The sequence below is a fragment of the Nocardia sp. NPDC057353 genome (assembly GCF_042667085.1).
In the GTDB taxonomy this organism is placed as follows: domain Bacteria; phylum Actinomycetota; class Actinomycetes; order Mycobacteriales; family Mycobacteriaceae; genus Nocardia.
On record NZ_JBHVAK010000048.1, the window covers coordinates 1 to 14,127 of the forward strand.

The following is a 14,127-nucleotide window of genomic DNA, read 5'->3' on the forward strand; positions in this document are numbered from 1 at the left end:
AGCTCGTCGGGGTACTTCTTCGGTGCTGCCATACGGGGCTCCTTCCTGGTCCTATCGGACCATGCTGAGCCCTCCAGAGAACCGGGGGAACCTCACCTGCACAATGTGCGCACCGTAGCCGATCTGCTGGGCACGGCGGGTGGCGCCGCGGTCGCGGAGTTTCGCGCCGAGGTCCGGCGGTGGGCGGTCGTGGCCTCGTGAATCGGCCGTTCGTGCTGCTGTCCGTCGCCATGAGCGTCGACGGCTATATCGATGACGCCACCTCGGAGCGGCTGCTGCTGTCCAACGCCGAGGACTTCGACCGGATCGATCAGGTGCGCGCCGAGTCGGACGCCATCCTCGTCGGTGCAGGCACGTTGCGTGCGGACAATCCGCGGTTGATCGTGCGAAGCGGAGAGCGGCAGGAGGGTCGGGTGGTGGCAGGGCGTACCCGGCAGCCACGGAAAGTGACGGTGACCGGCAGCGGCGACCTCGATCCGGAAGCGAAGTTCTGGCACCACGGCACCAGCGAACAGCGCCCCGTCGTCTACACGACCGAGAACGGCGCCGTCACCGCGCGCGAACAGCTCGGAGACCTCGCGGATGTGGTCGCGCTCGGCGCGACGGTCGATCTCGAGATGCTGCTCGATGATCTCGGTGCCCGCGGAGTCCAGCGGCTCATGGTGGAGGGCGGCAGCCATATGCACACCGCGTTCCTGGCGGGCGGGCTCGCTGACCAGTTGGATCTGGCCATCGGGCCGGTGCTCGTCGGCGACCCGGCGGCACCGCGTTTTCTCGGCCCTGCTGCCTTCCCGGGCGGTTCGCTCCGGCGGATGCGGCTGGCCGGTGTCGAACAAATCGGTGATGTGGCGCTGCTGCGGTATCGCCCGAAGGAAGGGAGCTCAGGTGAGTGACGATCACCGCTGGATGGAACGGGCCATCGAGCTCGCCCGGCAGTGCCCCGTGGTCGAGGGCGCGTTCTCGGTCGGCGCGGTAATCGTCGTCGGCGGCGCGGAGATCGCGTCTGGCTACTCTCGCGAGACGGACCCGAAGGTGCATGCCGAGAAAGCCGCGCTGGACAAATTGGCGGCCGACGATCCACGCCTGAAACGCGCCACGATCTATACCACCCTGGAACCGTGCTCGGAACGCGCCACCAAGACCCGGCTGCCGTGCACCGAGCGTGTTCTCGCGGCCGAGATCCCGCGGGTGGTGATCGCCTGGCGTGAGCCCTCGACCTTCGTCGACGACTGCGTGGGGGTGGAGAAGCTGCAGCAGGCGGGGGTCGAAGTCATCGAGCTTCCCGAACTCGCCGACGTCGCGATGTCGATGAATCGCCACCTGGACCTTTCCTAGCGCTGTGCACGCGAAACGGCCCGGAGCCGCAGCTCCGGGCCGTTCGGGAGAGCGCGGACTACCGCACGCCGGTCCGGCGACGCCCGGTGACCAGGTTGACCAGGAACAGCAGGATGACCGCGCCACCGAGGCAGGTGAAGAAGCTGAACCACAGCCCGCCGCCCTCGACATCGACCCCGAACAGCTTCAGCAGGAAGCCGCCGAGCAGGCCGCCGATGACGCCGACGACGATATTGAGCAGGATGCCCTGCTGGGCATCGGTCTTCATGATCTTGCTGGCGATCCAGCCCGCCAGGCCGCCGATGATGATCCAGCCGAGGATTCCGAGACCGAGCATGGCACTCTCCGTTCTTTCGAAACTATTGGTGCGCGCCCTCATACGCGCCCCATCCAGTTCGCGGCATACCCTGCGCCCGTGAGCTCAATCACCCCGATTCGATGAATTCACCGCGGTGCGATCGCGGGCCGTTCACCGGGTGGCGAGCAGCCCGTAGGCGCGGGCGAGGTCGGTGATGCGGGTGGCGCGGTGCAGGCGAGGCTTGTCGCTGCCGTCGCGGATCGCGCCGCCGGAGGTGTGGAAGGCGTCGAGGAACTCCACCGCCCAGCGGATGTCGTCCCGGCTCGGCGCGACAGCGGCATTGACGACCGCGGTCTGCGCGGGGAACAGGCAGAGCGCGCCGGCCATTCCGAGCGAGGCGCCGAGCAGGGCGTGCTCGCGGATGTCGACCGGGTCGGCGCTGGTGCTCGGGCCGTCGATCGGGCCTGCCAGCCCGGCGACCCTGGCGGCGACGGTGAGCCGGGAACGCGGGTAGGCCAGCGCGAGCGGGGTGTCGGCGACGCCGGTGTCGCGCCGGTAGTCGCCGCTGCCGAAGGCGAGCCGGAAGCGCCCGCGCGGGCGATGGCGGTCGCCTCCTCGATCCCGAGCGCCGATTCGATGAGCGCGACGACCGGGACGGCGCCGCCGAGCAGGGCGCGGGTGTCCGAGAGCTGCTCGGCCGAGTCGGTTTTCGCCAGCACCACCCCCGCGAGCCCGGCCGCGGTGCGCAGCCGGGCGAGGTCGTCGGCCCAGAACGGGGTGGTGGCGTCGTTCACCCGGACCCAGGCGCGGTGCTCGCCGAGCCACCGCGCGACCCGCTCGCGGGCCTCCGGCTTCGCGGCGGGGTCGACGGCGTCCTCGATGTCGAGCACGACCGCGTCGGCGGCCGAGTCCGCGGCGGCGGCGAAATCGGCCGGGCGGGCGGCGTTGACCAGCAGCCAGGATCGCGCCATCGCGGGGTCGATCCGGTTCATCGTGGCCTCTCGGGGTCGCGGGCATTGCGGGCGGCGCCTGCCAGCGCGACGGTGCGCAGGAAGACGGCCGGGGCGGTGCCGTGGTTGCGGTAGCTGTAGGGGCGGTCGCTGCGCAGCCGCCCCGACTCGCCCGCGGCCATGGTGACCTCGACGCCGTCGGCGAGCACGCTGAGGCTGCCCGCGGTGACGTGGAAGAGCTCGAAGGAGCCGGGGGCGTCGGGCAGGCCGCTGTAGGAGTCGCCAGGGACCAGCGTCCAGGACCACAGGTCGGCGGTGCGCACGCCGAGCGTGGAGACGAGCAGGTGCGCCGAGCTGCCCGCGGGCGAGGTCCAGACCAGGGCGTACCGGTCGGCGGGGATCCGCTCGATCGGGCTCTCCGCGGGCCCGGCCTCCCCGATGAGCTCGGTGAACTCGGTGCCGAGGCTGCGCGCGATCCTGGTGACCGCGACCAGGCTGGGGTTGGCCTGGCCGTGCTCGATCTGGGTGAGCAGCCTGCGGCTCACCCCGGACAGCTCGGCCAGGTGCTGCACGGTCAGGTCGCGTTCGATCCGGACGGCCCGGATGCGGGCGCCGACCCGGAGCAGGAAGTCCTGGGCGAGGACACCTTCGGCGGTGGTGTCCTCGCCCGTGCGCTCGCTCACCGGGTCAGACGGCGAAGAGCTGGTCGAGATCGCGGAACGCCTTGAACTCCAGGGCATTGCCGGAGGGGTCGAGGAAGAACATGGTCCACTGCTCGCCCGGCTCGCCCGCGAACCGCACGTAGGGCTCGATCACGAAGGCGGTGTCGACGGCGCGCAGCCGGTCGGCCAGCTCCTGGAACTCCTCGACGGTGAGCACCAGCCCGAAGTGCGGGACCGGCACCTGGTGGCCGTCGACCGGGTTGGTGCCGCGCACCGCGTCGTCCGGCGTGCCGCCGCCGACCTCGTGGGTGACGACCTGGTGGCCGCGCACGTTCCAGTCGGTCCACTTGGTGTCCGAGCGGCCGCGGGCGAAGCCGAGGACGTCGCCGTAGAACGTGCGGGCGGCCTCGATGTCGGTGACGGGGATGGCGAGGTGGAAGGGCGGGAGGGTGGTCGCTGTCGTCATGATGTGCACTTTACTTCCCATTCAGTGAGCAGTCAATTGCTCAGAGTGTGCTCGGCCGGTGAGCCGCCGCGGCGAGAGCAGGAGTTCGAGCAGCGGCGGGGTGAGCAGCCCGGCCTCGGTGGCCAGCTCGGCCACGGTGCGGTCCGAGGTCAGCGCGCGGGCGGCGAGCCGGGAGGCGGCCTCGTAGCCGATGTGCGGGTTGAGCGCGGTGATCAGCCCGGCCGAGCGCTCGACGGTCGCCCGCATGCGGTCGGTGTCGGCGGTGATGCCAGGCACGCAGCGCTCGGCGAGCGTGCGCGCGGCCGCGGCCAGGTGCCCGACCGACTCCAGCAGCTTGTGCGCGATCAGCGGTTCGAAGGCGTTGAGCTGGAGCTGTCCGGCCTCGGCGGCCATGGTGATGGCGATGTCGTTGCCGACCACCTCGTAGGCGACCTGCGACACCACCTCCGGGATCACCGGATTCACCTTGCCCGGCATGATCGACGACCCCGCCTGCACGGCGGGCAGCCGGATCTCGCCCAACCCGGCCCGCGGCCCGGACGCCAGCAGCCGCAGGTCGTTGCAGACCTTCGAGAGCTTGACCGCGGTGCGCTTGAGCGTGCCGGAGAGCTGCACGAAGGCACCGACGTCCTGGGTGGCCTCGAGCAGGTCGGTGGCGGTGCGCAGCGGGTAGCCGGTGAGCGCGCTGAGCGCCGCGCGGGCCAGCTCCGGGTAGCCGGGCGGGGAGTTGAGGCCGGTGCCGATGGCGGTGCCGCCCAGATTGATCTCGTCGATGAGCAGCGCGGCCTCGTCCAGGCGCTGGATGTCCTCGCCGACCATGACGGCGTAGGTGCCGAACTCCTGGCCCAGCGTCATCGGCACGGCGTCCTGCAGCTGCGTGCGGCCCATCTTGAGGTGCTCGGCGAACTCGACCGCCTTGGCGGCGAAGGCCGCCACCAGGTGCGCGAGCGCGGTGCGCAGCTCCGCCAGCGCGGCGCGGACCGCCAGCCGGACCGCGGTGGGGTAGACGTCGTTGGTGCTCTGGCCGAGGTTCACGTGCTCGATCGGGTGCAGCGCGGTGTAGGCGCCGCGCTGGTGGCCGAGGAGTTCGAGCGCGCGGTTGGCGATGACCTCGTTGGCGTTCATGTTGGTGGAGGTGCCCGCGCCGCCCTGCAGGACGTCGACCACGAAGTGGTCGTGCAGTGCGCCACCGGCGATCTCCGCGCAGGCCGTGCCGATGGCGTCCGCCAGCTCGGCGGGGAGCAGCCCCAGCTCGCGGTTCGCCTGTGCGGCAGCGGCCTTGGTCAGCGCGAGGGCGCGGATCAGGGTCGGGTGGTGGGAGATCGGCGTGCCGGTGATGGGGAAGTTCTCCGTGGCCCGGAGGGTGTGGATACCCCAGTAGGCGGTGTCGGGGACCGCGCGCTCGCCGAGCAGGTCGTGCTCGATCCGCATCACGGCGCCACCTCCGCGTCGAAGACCAGCATGTGGCCCGGGTAGTGGGTGGCGGCGTACGGGAGCCCGGCCTTCGCGAGTGCCAGTTGCGGGGTGACGCCGCAGTTCCAGTACACGGGGACCTGCCCGTCCCGGATGCCGGGGAAGACCCCGTACTCCGGGCGCGCCAGGTCGGCGATGCCGAGCGCGCCGGGGTCGCCGACGTGCACCGGGGCGCCGTGCCCGGTGGGCAGCGCCGCGGTGAGCCGCACCGCGGCGTCCACCAGGGCGGCGTCGACCGGGCGCATGCTCACCGCCACCGGCCCGGTGAACCGGGTCGCGCCCGCGGTCTCCAGCGCGGTCACGTAGACCGGTGGCGCGGTGGCCGCGACCGGGATTCCCGCCCGGCGCAGCGGGCCGTCCAGGGTGTGGCTGCACCCCAGCGCGAAGGCCACCGCGTCGCCGGGCCACCACGCGGTCAGGTCGAGCGGTTCGCCGATGAGCTCCGCGTCCCGCCAGATCCGGTAGCGCGGCAGCTCGGTGCGGACGTCGACCGTGCAGCCCCGGTACGTGAGGTGCGGGTCGCCCGGCTCCGAGCGGGCCAGCAGCGGGCAGACCGACGGGTTGGCGGCGCAGTACTCGGCGAATTCGGCGGCGGCGGTCGCGGGGACGACGACCAGGTTGGCCTGCTGGTGGCCGTCCAGGATGCCCGCGGTCGGCCCGGTCCACGTGCCGTCGGCGATCACCGCGCGCAGCGCGCGCGGGGTGCCGGGCAGCAGCGCTGCGCCGGTCACGACTTCGGCTCCCGCACCGTGGTGAGCGCGAGCAGCGCGAGCACGACCGCGGCGATGAGCAGGAAGCCGGGGGCGAGCAGGCTGCCGGTGCGGTCGATCAGGTAGGTGGCCAGGTAGGGGGTGAGGCCGCCGCCGATGATGGTGCCGATATTGAAGGCCAGCGAGAGCCCGGTGTAGCGCACCCGGGTCGGGAACTGCTCGGCGTAGGTCGGGTAGGTCACCGACTGCACGATCGGCATGGGCAGCGCCAGCACCACCATCGCCCCGACGGCCAGCGCGAAGCTGCCCTGGTCCATGGCGATCATGGCGGGCAGCACCAGCACCGCGTACCCGAGGAACCCGGCGGTGATCACCTTGCGCCTGCCGACCCGGTCCGACAGCCCGCCGAAGATCGGCATCAGGCAGGCGACGAAGAGGCTGATCGCGCCCATGATCCAGAAGGTGTTCGACTTGGAGTAGCCCAGGTAGGTGGTCAGGTAGATGTTCATGAAGATCAGCCCGACCCAGTAGCCCGCGTTGGAGCCGATCGCCAGGAAGATCACCTTGACCACGGCGGCGCGGTGCTCGGTGAGCACCTCGCGCAGCGGCGCCTTGGCGGGCTTGTCCGCCTCGACGGCGGCGACGAAGTCGTGCGAGTCCTCCAGCCTGTGCCGCGCGATCAGGGTGACCGCGATGAGCGGCAGCGCGAGCAGGAACGGGATGCGCCAGCCGAAGTCGCGCAGCTGCTCGTCGCTGAGCAGGGTGGAGGTGAGCCCGGCGACCAGCGCCGCGGTGCCGCCGCCGACCGCGACGCCGACCGGGGTGAACGCGCCGAAGAAGCCGCGCTTCCCGGCGGGCGCCGACTCCGACAGGTAGGTCGCCGAGCCGGTGACCTCGCCGCCGGCGAAGAAGCCCTGGGCGAGCCGCACCAGCAGCAGCGCCAGCGGCGCGAAGACCCCGATACTGGCCGCGGTCGGCAGCAGCCCGACCACCGCGGTGGCGGTGCCCATGCCGACGACGGTGGTGATCAGCACCGGTTTGCGGCCGATCCGGTCGCCGAGGCGGCCGAGCACGAGCCCGCCGAGCGGGCGCATGAGGAAGGCGCTGCCGAAGACCGCGAGGGTGGAGAGCAGCGAGGCCGTCGGGTCGTCGCTGGGGAAGAACAGCGGGCCGATGATGACGGCGAGGTAGCCGTAGACGCCGAATTCGTAGTATTCGACGGCGGTGCCCGCCGCGGCCGCGAGCGCGGCGCGCCTGGGTCGCATGCGATTCGGCTCCTCGGTCGCCGGGGGCGAGGCAGCTGTGACTAGAGTGGACATGGTAGCTCCGGGTGTAGTGGTCGAGTTCGAGAGAACGAGCGCGCGTCGATCGGGCGGGTCAGGCTGTGATCGGCACGCGGTGGACGCTGGGCACGGGCTGCCTGCCGTCGGCGGGATTGCCGTCCTGCCGATGGCGTGGCTCTTTCCTTTCCGGGGTGGTCAGGCCGCGCCGAGCGCGGAGAACGAGACCCTGGCACCGGGCGGCGCCTGGGCGAGCAGGTCGAGATCGGGTTCGGTCACCACGCCGATCACCGGGTAGCCGCCGGTCACGGGGTGATCGGCGAGGAAGACGATCGGCTGGCCCGACGGCGGCACCTGGATCGCGCCGAGCGGCATGCCCTCGCTGGGGAGATCCACCGCGCCGATACCCAGCGCCGGGCCGGAGAGCCGGACGCCGACGCGGTTGCTGTCCACCCCCACCGTCCAGGTCGTCGCGGTGAGCGCGGCGGTGTCGGCGGCGGTGAACAGGGAGTGCCGAGGCCCCCAGCGGAAGCGCAGGTCGATGGTGCCGACCGGGAGCGGCGGCGCGATCAGCTCGAGCGGGGCGTGCGGCGGGTCGGGGGCGGTCGGGGCGAGGGCGAGGTCGGCACCGGCGCGGAGCGCCGCCGGGCCGAGCCCGGACAGCGAATCGGTGCTGCACGAGCCGAACACCCGGCGCGCGGTGAGCCCGCCGCCGACCGCGACGTAGATCCGTACGCCGAGCGGCGGTCGGTCGATCGAAAGGTGCTGCCCGGCGGTCAGATACACCCGCTGCGGTTCGGCGACGGTGTGGCCGTCCACCCGGACCGCGGCCGGGGCGCCGGTGATCGCCACGTACCTGGCCGTCGAGGTGCTGACCGTCAGCCCGCCCAGCGTGTTCTCCAGCAGCGGAGTGCCCTCCGGGTTGCCGACCAGCCGGTTCGCCAGCGCGGCGGCGGCGCGGTCGGCCGGGCCCGCGGCGCCGATCCCGAGGTGGGCGAGGCCGGCGCGCCCGGCGTCCTGCACCGTGGTGAGCGGCCCCGGCTCGACGATCCGCAGCCGGGCGGTCGCGGTGGCGGCCCGGCGTGCCTGCGTCGTGAGCAGCGCGGTCACCGCGGCACCTCCCGGAAGACGACGCGGTCGCCGACGGCGAGCCTGCTCGGGCTCTCCCACTCGATGTTCCAGAGCAGCTCCTCGGTGTGGCCGATGATGTGCCAGCCGCCCGGCGTGCCGCCCGGGTAGACGACGGTCTGCGTTCCGGCGATGGCCACCGCGCCCGCCGCCACCCGGGGGCGCGGCGAGGTCCGGCGGGGGAGGGACAGCTTCGTGGCCGAGCCGTCGAGGTAGGCGAAACCCGGTGCGAAACCGAAGAACCCGACCCGGTGCACCGCGCCGGTGTGCGCGGCGACGATCGCGGCGGGCTCGAGGCCGAGCGCGGCGCCGACGTACCCCAGGTCCTCGCCGTCGTAGACCACAGGCACCTCGACGGTGGCGCCCTCGGCGGTGCCGGGCGCGGTGGTCGGGTCGAAGCCGCCGAGCAGCCGCTCGAGCTCGGCGCGCAACCCCGCCATGTCCTCGATCGCGTGCGCGAGCACCAGGATCGAGGCTGCGGCGGGCACCAGATCGCGGACCAGCGAGAACCACTCGCGGCTCCGGATCTCGCGGACGAGGGCGGCGATGTGCCCCGGCTCCACGTCGATCAGCCAGCCGCGGTCACCGGCCCGGTGGATGGCGACCGCGGTGCCCGCGGTCATCGGGCGCGGCCGATCGGGGCGAGGTCGAATCCGTGCGCCCGCAGCGCCGCGCCGGTGGCGGTCGCCAGCTCCAGGGCGCCGGGGGTGTCGCTGTGCACGCAGAGCGCGAGCGCGGTGGCGTCGTCGGGGGCGACCGCCACCGTGTCGCCGTCGACGGAGGTCACCCGGCGCTCGGTCACCATGGCCAGCGCACGCCGGGCGGCCTCCTCCGCATCGGTGACGAGCGCCGCCGGGTGCTTCCGCGAGACCAGCCGCCCCTCGGCGGTGTAGCCGCGGTCGACGAAGGCCTCCGCGACGGTCGCGATCCCGCGTTCGCGGGCCTGCCGCCACACCTCGGTGTCGTACTGGCAGAGCAGCGCCAGCCCCGGATCGACCAGCTCGACCGCGTCCACGATCGCCGCCGCCTGCTCGACGTGCTCGGCGGCGACGTTGTAGAGCGCGCCGTGCGCCTTCACGTAGGTGACCTCGGTGCCCGCGACCCGGGCGAAGGCCTGCAGCGCGCCGATCTGGTAGACGATCTCGTTGACCAGCGTCGGGCGCGCGACATCGATGAAGCGGCGCCCGAACCCGGCCAGATCCCGGTAGGAGACCTGCGCGCCGATCGAGACGCCCAGCTCGGCGGCGAGCGCGGTGGTGCGGCGCAGGATGTCCGGGTCACCGGCGTGGAAGCCGCAGGCGATATTGGCCGCCGACACCTGCGCCATGAGCGCGGACTCGTCGTGGTTGCCCCACACGCCGAAGCCCTCGCCGATGTCGGTGTCCAGGTGCGCCCTCATGCGTTGCTCCGCCAGTACAGCCGCATCTCCTCCGAGGAGTGCTCCCAGGCCCGGTGCAGCCCCGTCTGCCCACCGTCGATGTGCGCGACGATCTGCGCGGCCAGCGCCTCGGCGTCACCGTCGGCCAGTGCCTGGACCATGGCCTTGTGCTCGTGCTGCACCCGGTCGTAGGCGCAGGTGCCGTGCACGTAGAACCGGGAGTACGGCTCCAGCCGGTGGTACATCTGCGCGATGAACTCGTAGCGCAGCGGCAGCCCGGAGAGCCGGTACATGTCCAGGTGGAAGGCGAGGTTGGTGCGCGACCACGCCGCCGCGCCGATCTCGGCGACGGTGTCCATCTCGGCCGCCATGGCCTCGAACCGGGCGATGTCGCGGCGCGAGACCCGCTCGGTGACGTGCCCGGCGAAGCTCGGCTCGATCAGCCTGCGCAGGTCGTAGATCTCGTCGATCTCCTCGATGTCGAGGTTGGTCACGTAGGTGCCGCGGCCCGGCTCCGAGCGCAGCAGCCCCTCGCCGACCAGCGTGCGGATCGCCTCGCGCAGCGGGATGCGGGAGACGCCGAAGCGGTCGGCCAGCTCCTCCTGCACCAGCCGATGGCCGGGCGGGTAGACGCCTTCGACGATCGCGGTGCGGAGCCGGTCGGCCAGCTCGTCGCCGCCGCCGTTCTGGTGTGACCTGGGTGACATATACTTTGTATACACTGGATGCAACGCAGAGGGAAGCCGAACCGGCAAAACTACGGCAACCGTAACGAGAGCGAATCCGGGCGTAACACGGCGCTTACAGGACGGCGGGCTTCGCCAGCTCCAGGAGCCGGACCCAGTCGACCGCCGGCTCGGCGGGGCGGTGCCACACCCGGGTGCGGGGGACGCGCACGCGCAGCGCCCCCGGCTCGATGGTGCAGTGCACCGGGGTGTCGAGGAGCAGCGATTCGCCGTCGACGCCGACCGGGATGCGCGGGGCGTCGGATTCGACGGTGACGGTGGTGGCGAGGCCGCGGGTCAGGCCGCGGGTGCGGGTGCGGCGCAGCAGTCCGATGGCGGCGCCCGCGCTCGCCACCGTCACGGTGACCAGGCCGAGGACGCCGCGGTCGAGGCGGTCGCGGCGGCTGAGCCCGGCCAGGTCGCTGGAGCCGTAGGGGTTGTTGCTCACCAGGATCGCCTGCGGGCCGGTGATCTCGGTGTCGGGCAGGCGGACCGTCAGGCGGGTGCGGTCGGGGCCGGTGAGCAGGTCGGGGAGCCGGGCGAGGACGGTGCGGGTCTTGTCGTCGCGGTAGGCCGGGTCCTCGACGATCTGGGCGTAGACGCCGAAGGAGGCGTTGTTCACGAACGGCCTGCCGTTGATCCGGGCGAGGTCGATGTGCAGTTCGACGCCGTCGGTGAGCGCGGCGAGCCCGGCGGCCGGGTCGGCGCGGTCCAGCCCGAGATCCATGGCGAAGTGGTTGCGGGTGCCCGCGCTGAGCACGAGGAACGGCAGCCCGTGCTCGGCCGCGACCCCGGCGACCAGGGCCTGGGTGCCGTCACCGCCCGCCACCCCGAGCAGATCCGCGCCGCGGGCGACCGCCGCCCGCGCCAGCTCCACCACGTCGACGGGCTCCGGCCCGTCCAGCAGCGCCACCTCCGCGCCGAGCGCCTCGGCCCGGCGCCGCAGGTCGAACTTGGTGACCTTGCCGCCGCCGGAGCGTGGATTCATGATCAGGAAGGGGCGCTCGACGTCCGGCGCGAGATGCTCGAGAACGGGATCGTGCGGGCGCCGCAGCGCGGCCCTCGCGGCGAGCAGCGCCAGCACCGCGAATCCGGCGGCGAGCAGCACCACCCACAGCAGGTGGGCGCGCACGAACACGACCACCACGACGATCGGCGCCGCCACCGCCGCGCCCACCGCCGCCGCGCGCAGCACCCCGCGCCTGGTGAGCGCCCAGTACAGCGCCGCAACGGTGACCGCGACCCCGCAGGCCCCGACCGCGAGCAGCGCCGTCGCGCCGCGCACCCCCGCCGCGGCGACCGGCGTCGCGGCGGCGGCGAGCGCGCACAGCAGCGCGGCGCGCGCGAACCAGCGGTGCGCGCTCACGGGTCCGCCCGCCGTTCGAAGGCATCGACCGCGGCCTCGAGGGTCGGATAGAAGTGGCCCTCGCCGAACCGGTCCCCGACGCCGAACCGGATGAGCCGATCCTTGATCGGCCCCTTCATCTCGGCGAATGCCAGCCGGATGCCGTTGCTCTCCAGGAACCGGTCCAGGTCGACGAGTTCGTCGACGGCGGTGGTGTCCAGGCCGGTGATCGGCTCGGCGGCCACCACCACCCACTCGGGCGGCGCGGGGGCGCGCGCCACCACCGAGCGCACGTAGGAGTCGAAGATCTCGCCGTTGGCGAAGAAGAGCGGCGCGTCGAAGCGCACCAGCACCAGCCCCGGGATGCGGTGACCGTCGGGGTGGCGTTCGATGTCGTGGAAGCCGGGGCGGGCCGGGGTGCGCACCAGCTCGGTGCGGTAGGGCTGCCAGGCGCGGACCACCACCGTCAGGAACGACAGCCCGATCGCGACCACGATGCCCTGTAACACCCCGACCAGCGCGACCCCGAGCAGCGCCGCGGCCGCCAGCGCGAACTCGACCCTGCTCATCCGCCACATCCGGGCCAGACCGCTGACATCGATCAGCGCGGTGACGGCCACGATGACCACCGCGGCCAGCGTCGCGTCCGGCAGGTAGCTGGTCACACCGGGCGCGACCAGCACGAACAGCAGCACCGCGAGCGCGCCGACCACCCCGGCCAGCTGGGTGTGGGCGCCGCTCTGCTCGGCCACCGGGGTGCGCGACCCGCTCGCCGAGATCGGGAAGCCGCCGAAGATGCCGCCCGCGATGTTCGCGACGCCGATCGCCTTCATCTCGGTGTTGCCATCGACCTCGGCGCCGTGCCTGGCGGCGAAGGTCCTGGACAGCACGCCGGTGTCGGCGAACGCGATCAGCGCTATCCCCGCCGCGGGCCCGACCAGCCGCCCGACCTCACCCCAGTCGACGCCGCCGAAGCTCGGCAGCGGGAAGCCGCTCGGCAGCGCCCCCACCATGCCGATCTCGTCGGTCAGTCCGGCCGCCGCGCAGATCGCGATGGCGCCGACGACCGCGACCAGCACCCCCGGCACCGCGGGCAGGAACAGGCGGAATGCCACGATCACCACCAGCGACCCGATGCCGATCGCCGCCGCGGGCGGGTCGACCCCGCCGGAGCCGAGCGCGCGCCCGATCTCCGCGATCTCGCCGAGCAGGCTGTCCGCGTCGACGGAGAAACCGAGCAGCTTCGGCAGCTGACCCACCAGGACGATGAGCGCGATGGCGTTCAGGTAGCCGAGGCGGATCGGTTTGGAGAGCAGGTCGGTGACGAAGCCGAGCCGGAGGAACCCGCCGAGCAGCAGGATCAGCCCGACCAGCACGCCGAGCACGCCCGCCAGCGCGACCGCGGTCTGCGGGTCGTCGGCGACCGCCAGCGGGAGGATGGCGGCCGCGATGAGCGGCGCCAGTGAGGAGTCCGGGCCGAGGACGAGGATGCGGGACGGACCGCAGAGCGCGTAGGCGAGCAGCGGGACGATGGTGGCGTAGAGCCCCGTGTAGGCGGGGAGCCCGGCGGCCTCGGCGTACCCCATGCCCGCGGGGATCAGCAGGGCAGTCAGGACGAGACCTGCGGTGATGTCGTCGCGCAGCCATTCGCGGCGGTAGCCGCGGGCCGTCACGACGCCGGGCAGTGCGCCGAGCGACAAGGTCTGGTTCATCGCGCGCGTCCTTCCTGCTCCACGCTGCGGCCAGTATTCGCGAGCGGCGTCCGCCGCGCCTCACCCGTTGCGGGTGACATGGCCGCGTCAGTGGGTGAGGAACACCTTCACCGCGACCACCGCGGTCGCCAGAGCGGTGACCAGCAGCGCCTGGATCAGCGTGGCCCGGTGCGGCGGCCTGCCCTGCAGGCGGCGGACGACGAACGCGGTGCCGCCGATCCGGATCAGCACGGTGACCTCGGCCAGGAGTTGCGCGGTGCGCGGTTCGAGCCAGCCGAACCAGGCGCAGGCCAGGATCGCGCACGGCAGGATCGCCGTGGTCAGGATGGGCAGCGAGTCGCGCAGCTCGGCCCTGCGGTCGGCCGCGGTCAGGGTGCGGTCCTCGCGGATGCTCTGGCCGACGCTCTCGGCGAAGGCGTGCGCGACGAAGGTGGAGAGCGCGGCGGCGACCACCAGCAGGATGCCGACGTGTTTCGGGCTGACCGGGATCGGAATCAGCGCCGCCAGGATGAGGACGTTGCCGTACACGTACGCGCTGACGCGGCTCGCTGCGCGGTGCCGGTCGAGCTGCAGACCGTCGGTGAACAGTGGTCGGTGCAGCAGCGTCAGCTTGCTCACGGGGCGGCGGGGGGTCGGGGGTGCGGCACCGGCACGGATGCTCCTTC

At 72.7% G+C, this 14,127-nt stretch carries 15 protein-coding genes and 1 pseudogene; 2 read left to right on the forward strand and 14 right to left on the reverse strand.

The window, feature by feature from the left end:
* Positions 1 to 212 precede the first annotated feature (212 nt).
* Both ACFUUZ_RS22855 and ACFUUZ_RS22860 read left to right on the forward strand, forming a co-directional pair.
* A complete protein-coding gene (locus ACFUUZ_RS22855) occupies positions 213 to 893 on the forward strand; it encodes a RibD family protein (protein ID WP_378699366.1) in 681 nt (226 codons plus the stop codon).
* The gene (locus ACFUUZ_RS22860; RefSeq protein ID WP_378699369.1) at positions 886 to 1,335 is read left to right on the forward strand and encodes a deaminase; all 450 of its coding nucleotides are present in this window, start codon (positions 886 to 888) and stop codon (positions 1,333 to 1,335) included. Before ACFUUZ_RS22855 ends, ACFUUZ_RS22860 begins: the two co-directional genes overlap by 8 nt.
* A 58-nt stretch (positions 1,336 to 1,393) precedes the next feature.
* On the opposite strand, the gene ACFUUZ_RS22865 is transcribed toward ACFUUZ_RS22860, so the two are convergent.
* The 14 genes and pseudogenes from ACFUUZ_RS22865 to ACFUUZ_RS22930 form a co-directional block, all read right to left on the reverse strand.
* The gene (locus ACFUUZ_RS22865; protein WP_378699371.1) at positions 1,394 to 1,672 is read right to left on the reverse strand and encodes a GlsB/YeaQ/YmgE family stress response membrane protein; all 279 of its coding nucleotides are present in this window, start codon (positions 1,670 to 1,672) and stop codon (positions 1,394 to 1,396) included.
* A 132-nt stretch (positions 1,673 to 1,804) separates the two neighbouring features.
* Positions 1,805 to 2,625, reverse strand: a pseudogene (locus ACFUUZ_RS22870) (HpcH/HpaI aldolase/citrate lyase family protein).
* Positions 2,622 to 3,266 carry a helix-turn-helix domain-containing protein gene (locus ACFUUZ_RS22875; protein WP_378699373.1) on the reverse strand — a complete coding sequence of 215 codons (645 nt, stop codon included), beginning with the start codon at positions 3,264 to 3,266 and terminating at the stop codon, positions 2,622 to 2,624. The pseudogene ACFUUZ_RS22870 and the gene ACFUUZ_RS22875 overlap by 4 nt, the downstream one beginning before the upstream one ends.
* A gap of 4 nt (positions 3,267 to 3,270) precedes the next feature.
* Positions 3,271 to 3,711: a VOC family protein gene (locus ACFUUZ_RS22880; RefSeq protein WP_378699375.1), complete on the reverse strand. Its 441-nt coding sequence runs from the start codon at positions 3,709 to 3,711 to the stop codon at positions 3,271 to 3,273.
* A 21-nt stretch (positions 3,712 to 3,732) separates the two neighbouring features.
* On the reverse strand, positions 3,733 to 5,142 hold the full coding sequence (locus ACFUUZ_RS22885) for an aspartate ammonia-lyase (RefSeq protein WP_378699377.1): 1,410 nt from the start codon (positions 5,140 to 5,142) through the stop codon (positions 3,733 to 3,735).
* Entirely contained in the window at positions 5,142 to 5,915 is a 774-nt protein-coding gene (locus tag ACFUUZ_RS22890) for a D-glutamate cyclase family protein (RefSeq protein ID WP_378699379.1), read from the reverse strand. Before ACFUUZ_RS22890 ends, ACFUUZ_RS22885 begins: the two co-directional genes overlap by 1 nt.
* Positions 5,912 to 7,159 (reverse strand): MFS transporter, encoded by a 1,248-nt coding sequence (locus tag ACFUUZ_RS22895; protein ID WP_378699381.1) that lies wholly within the window; start codon positions 7,157 to 7,159, stop codon positions 5,912 to 5,914. The genes ACFUUZ_RS22890 and ACFUUZ_RS22895 overlap by 4 nt, the downstream gene beginning before the upstream one ends.
* A gap of 213 nt (positions 7,160 to 7,372) precedes the next feature.
* The gene (locus ACFUUZ_RS22900) at positions 7,373 to 8,284 is read right to left on the reverse strand and encodes a biotin-dependent carboxyltransferase family protein (RefSeq protein ID WP_378699383.1); all 912 of its coding nucleotides are present in this window, start codon (positions 8,282 to 8,284) and stop codon (positions 7,373 to 7,375) included.
* On the reverse strand, positions 8,281 to 8,925 hold the full coding sequence (locus tag ACFUUZ_RS22905; protein WP_378699385.1) for an allophanate hydrolase subunit 1: 645 nt from the start codon (positions 8,923 to 8,925) through the stop codon (positions 8,281 to 8,283). The genes ACFUUZ_RS22900 and ACFUUZ_RS22905 overlap by 4 nt, the downstream gene beginning before the upstream one ends.
* The gene (locus ACFUUZ_RS22910; protein ID WP_378699387.1) at positions 8,922 to 9,701 is read right to left on the reverse strand and encodes a LamB/YcsF family protein; all 780 of its coding nucleotides are present in this window, start codon (positions 9,699 to 9,701) and stop codon (positions 8,922 to 8,924) included. The genes ACFUUZ_RS22905 and ACFUUZ_RS22910 overlap by 4 nt, the downstream gene beginning before the upstream one ends.
* Complete coding sequence (locus ACFUUZ_RS22915) at positions 9,698 to 10,387, reverse strand: GntR family transcriptional regulator (RefSeq protein ID WP_378699389.1); 690 nt, start codon at positions 10,385 to 10,387, stop codon at positions 9,698 to 9,700. Before ACFUUZ_RS22915 ends, ACFUUZ_RS22910 begins: the two co-directional genes overlap by 4 nt.
* A 94-nt stretch (positions 10,388 to 10,481) precedes the next feature.
* Positions 10,482 to 11,771 carry a diacylglycerol/lipid kinase family protein gene (locus ACFUUZ_RS22920; RefSeq protein WP_378699391.1) on the reverse strand — a complete coding sequence of 430 codons (1,290 nt, stop codon included), beginning with the start codon at positions 11,769 to 11,771 and terminating at the stop codon, positions 10,482 to 10,484.
* Entirely contained in the window at positions 11,768 to 13,462 is a 1,695-nt protein-coding gene (locus ACFUUZ_RS22925) for a SulP family inorganic anion transporter (RefSeq protein WP_378699393.1), read from the reverse strand. The genes ACFUUZ_RS22920 and ACFUUZ_RS22925 overlap by 4 nt, the downstream gene beginning before the upstream one ends.
* 87 nt (positions 13,463 to 13,549) lie before the next feature.
* Positions 13,550 to 14,071 (reverse strand): hypothetical protein, encoded by a 522-nt coding sequence (locus ACFUUZ_RS22930; RefSeq protein WP_378699437.1) that lies wholly within the window; start codon positions 14,069 to 14,071, stop codon positions 13,550 to 13,552.
* Positions 14,072 to 14,127 lie beyond the last annotated feature (56 nt).

Coding starts and splice junctions, on each gene's coding strand:
- ACFUUZ_RS22865 (WP_378699371.1), bottom strand. CDS start 1,672: ATGCTCGGTCTCGGAATCCTCGGCTGGATCATCATCGGCGGCCTGGCG.
- ACFUUZ_RS22880 (WP_378699375.1), bottom strand. CDS start 3,711: ATGACGACAGCGACCACCCTCCCGCCCTTCCACCTCGCCATCCCCGTC.
- ACFUUZ_RS22885 (WP_378699377.1), bottom strand. CDS start 5,142: ATGCGGATCGAGCACGACCTGCTCGGCGAGCGCGCGGTCCCCGACACC.
- ACFUUZ_RS22895 (WP_378699381.1), bottom strand. CDS start 7,159: ATGCGACCCAGGCGCGCCGCGCTCGCGGCCGCGGCGGGCACCGCCGTC.
- ACFUUZ_RS22905 (WP_378699385.1), bottom strand. CDS start 8,925: ATGACCGCGGGCACCGCGGTCGCCATCCACCGGGCCGGTGACCGCGGC.
- ACFUUZ_RS22910 (WP_378699387.1), bottom strand. CDS start 9,701: ATGAGGGCGCACCTGGACACCGACATCGGCGAGGGCTTCGGCGTGTGG.
- ACFUUZ_RS22915 (WP_378699389.1), bottom strand. CDS start 10,387: ATGTCACCCAGGTCACACCAGAACGGCGGCGGCGACGAGCTGGCCGAC.
- ACFUUZ_RS22925 (WP_378699393.1), bottom strand. CDS start 13,462: ATGAACCAGACCTTGTCGCTCGGCGCACTGCCCGGCGTCGTGACGGCC.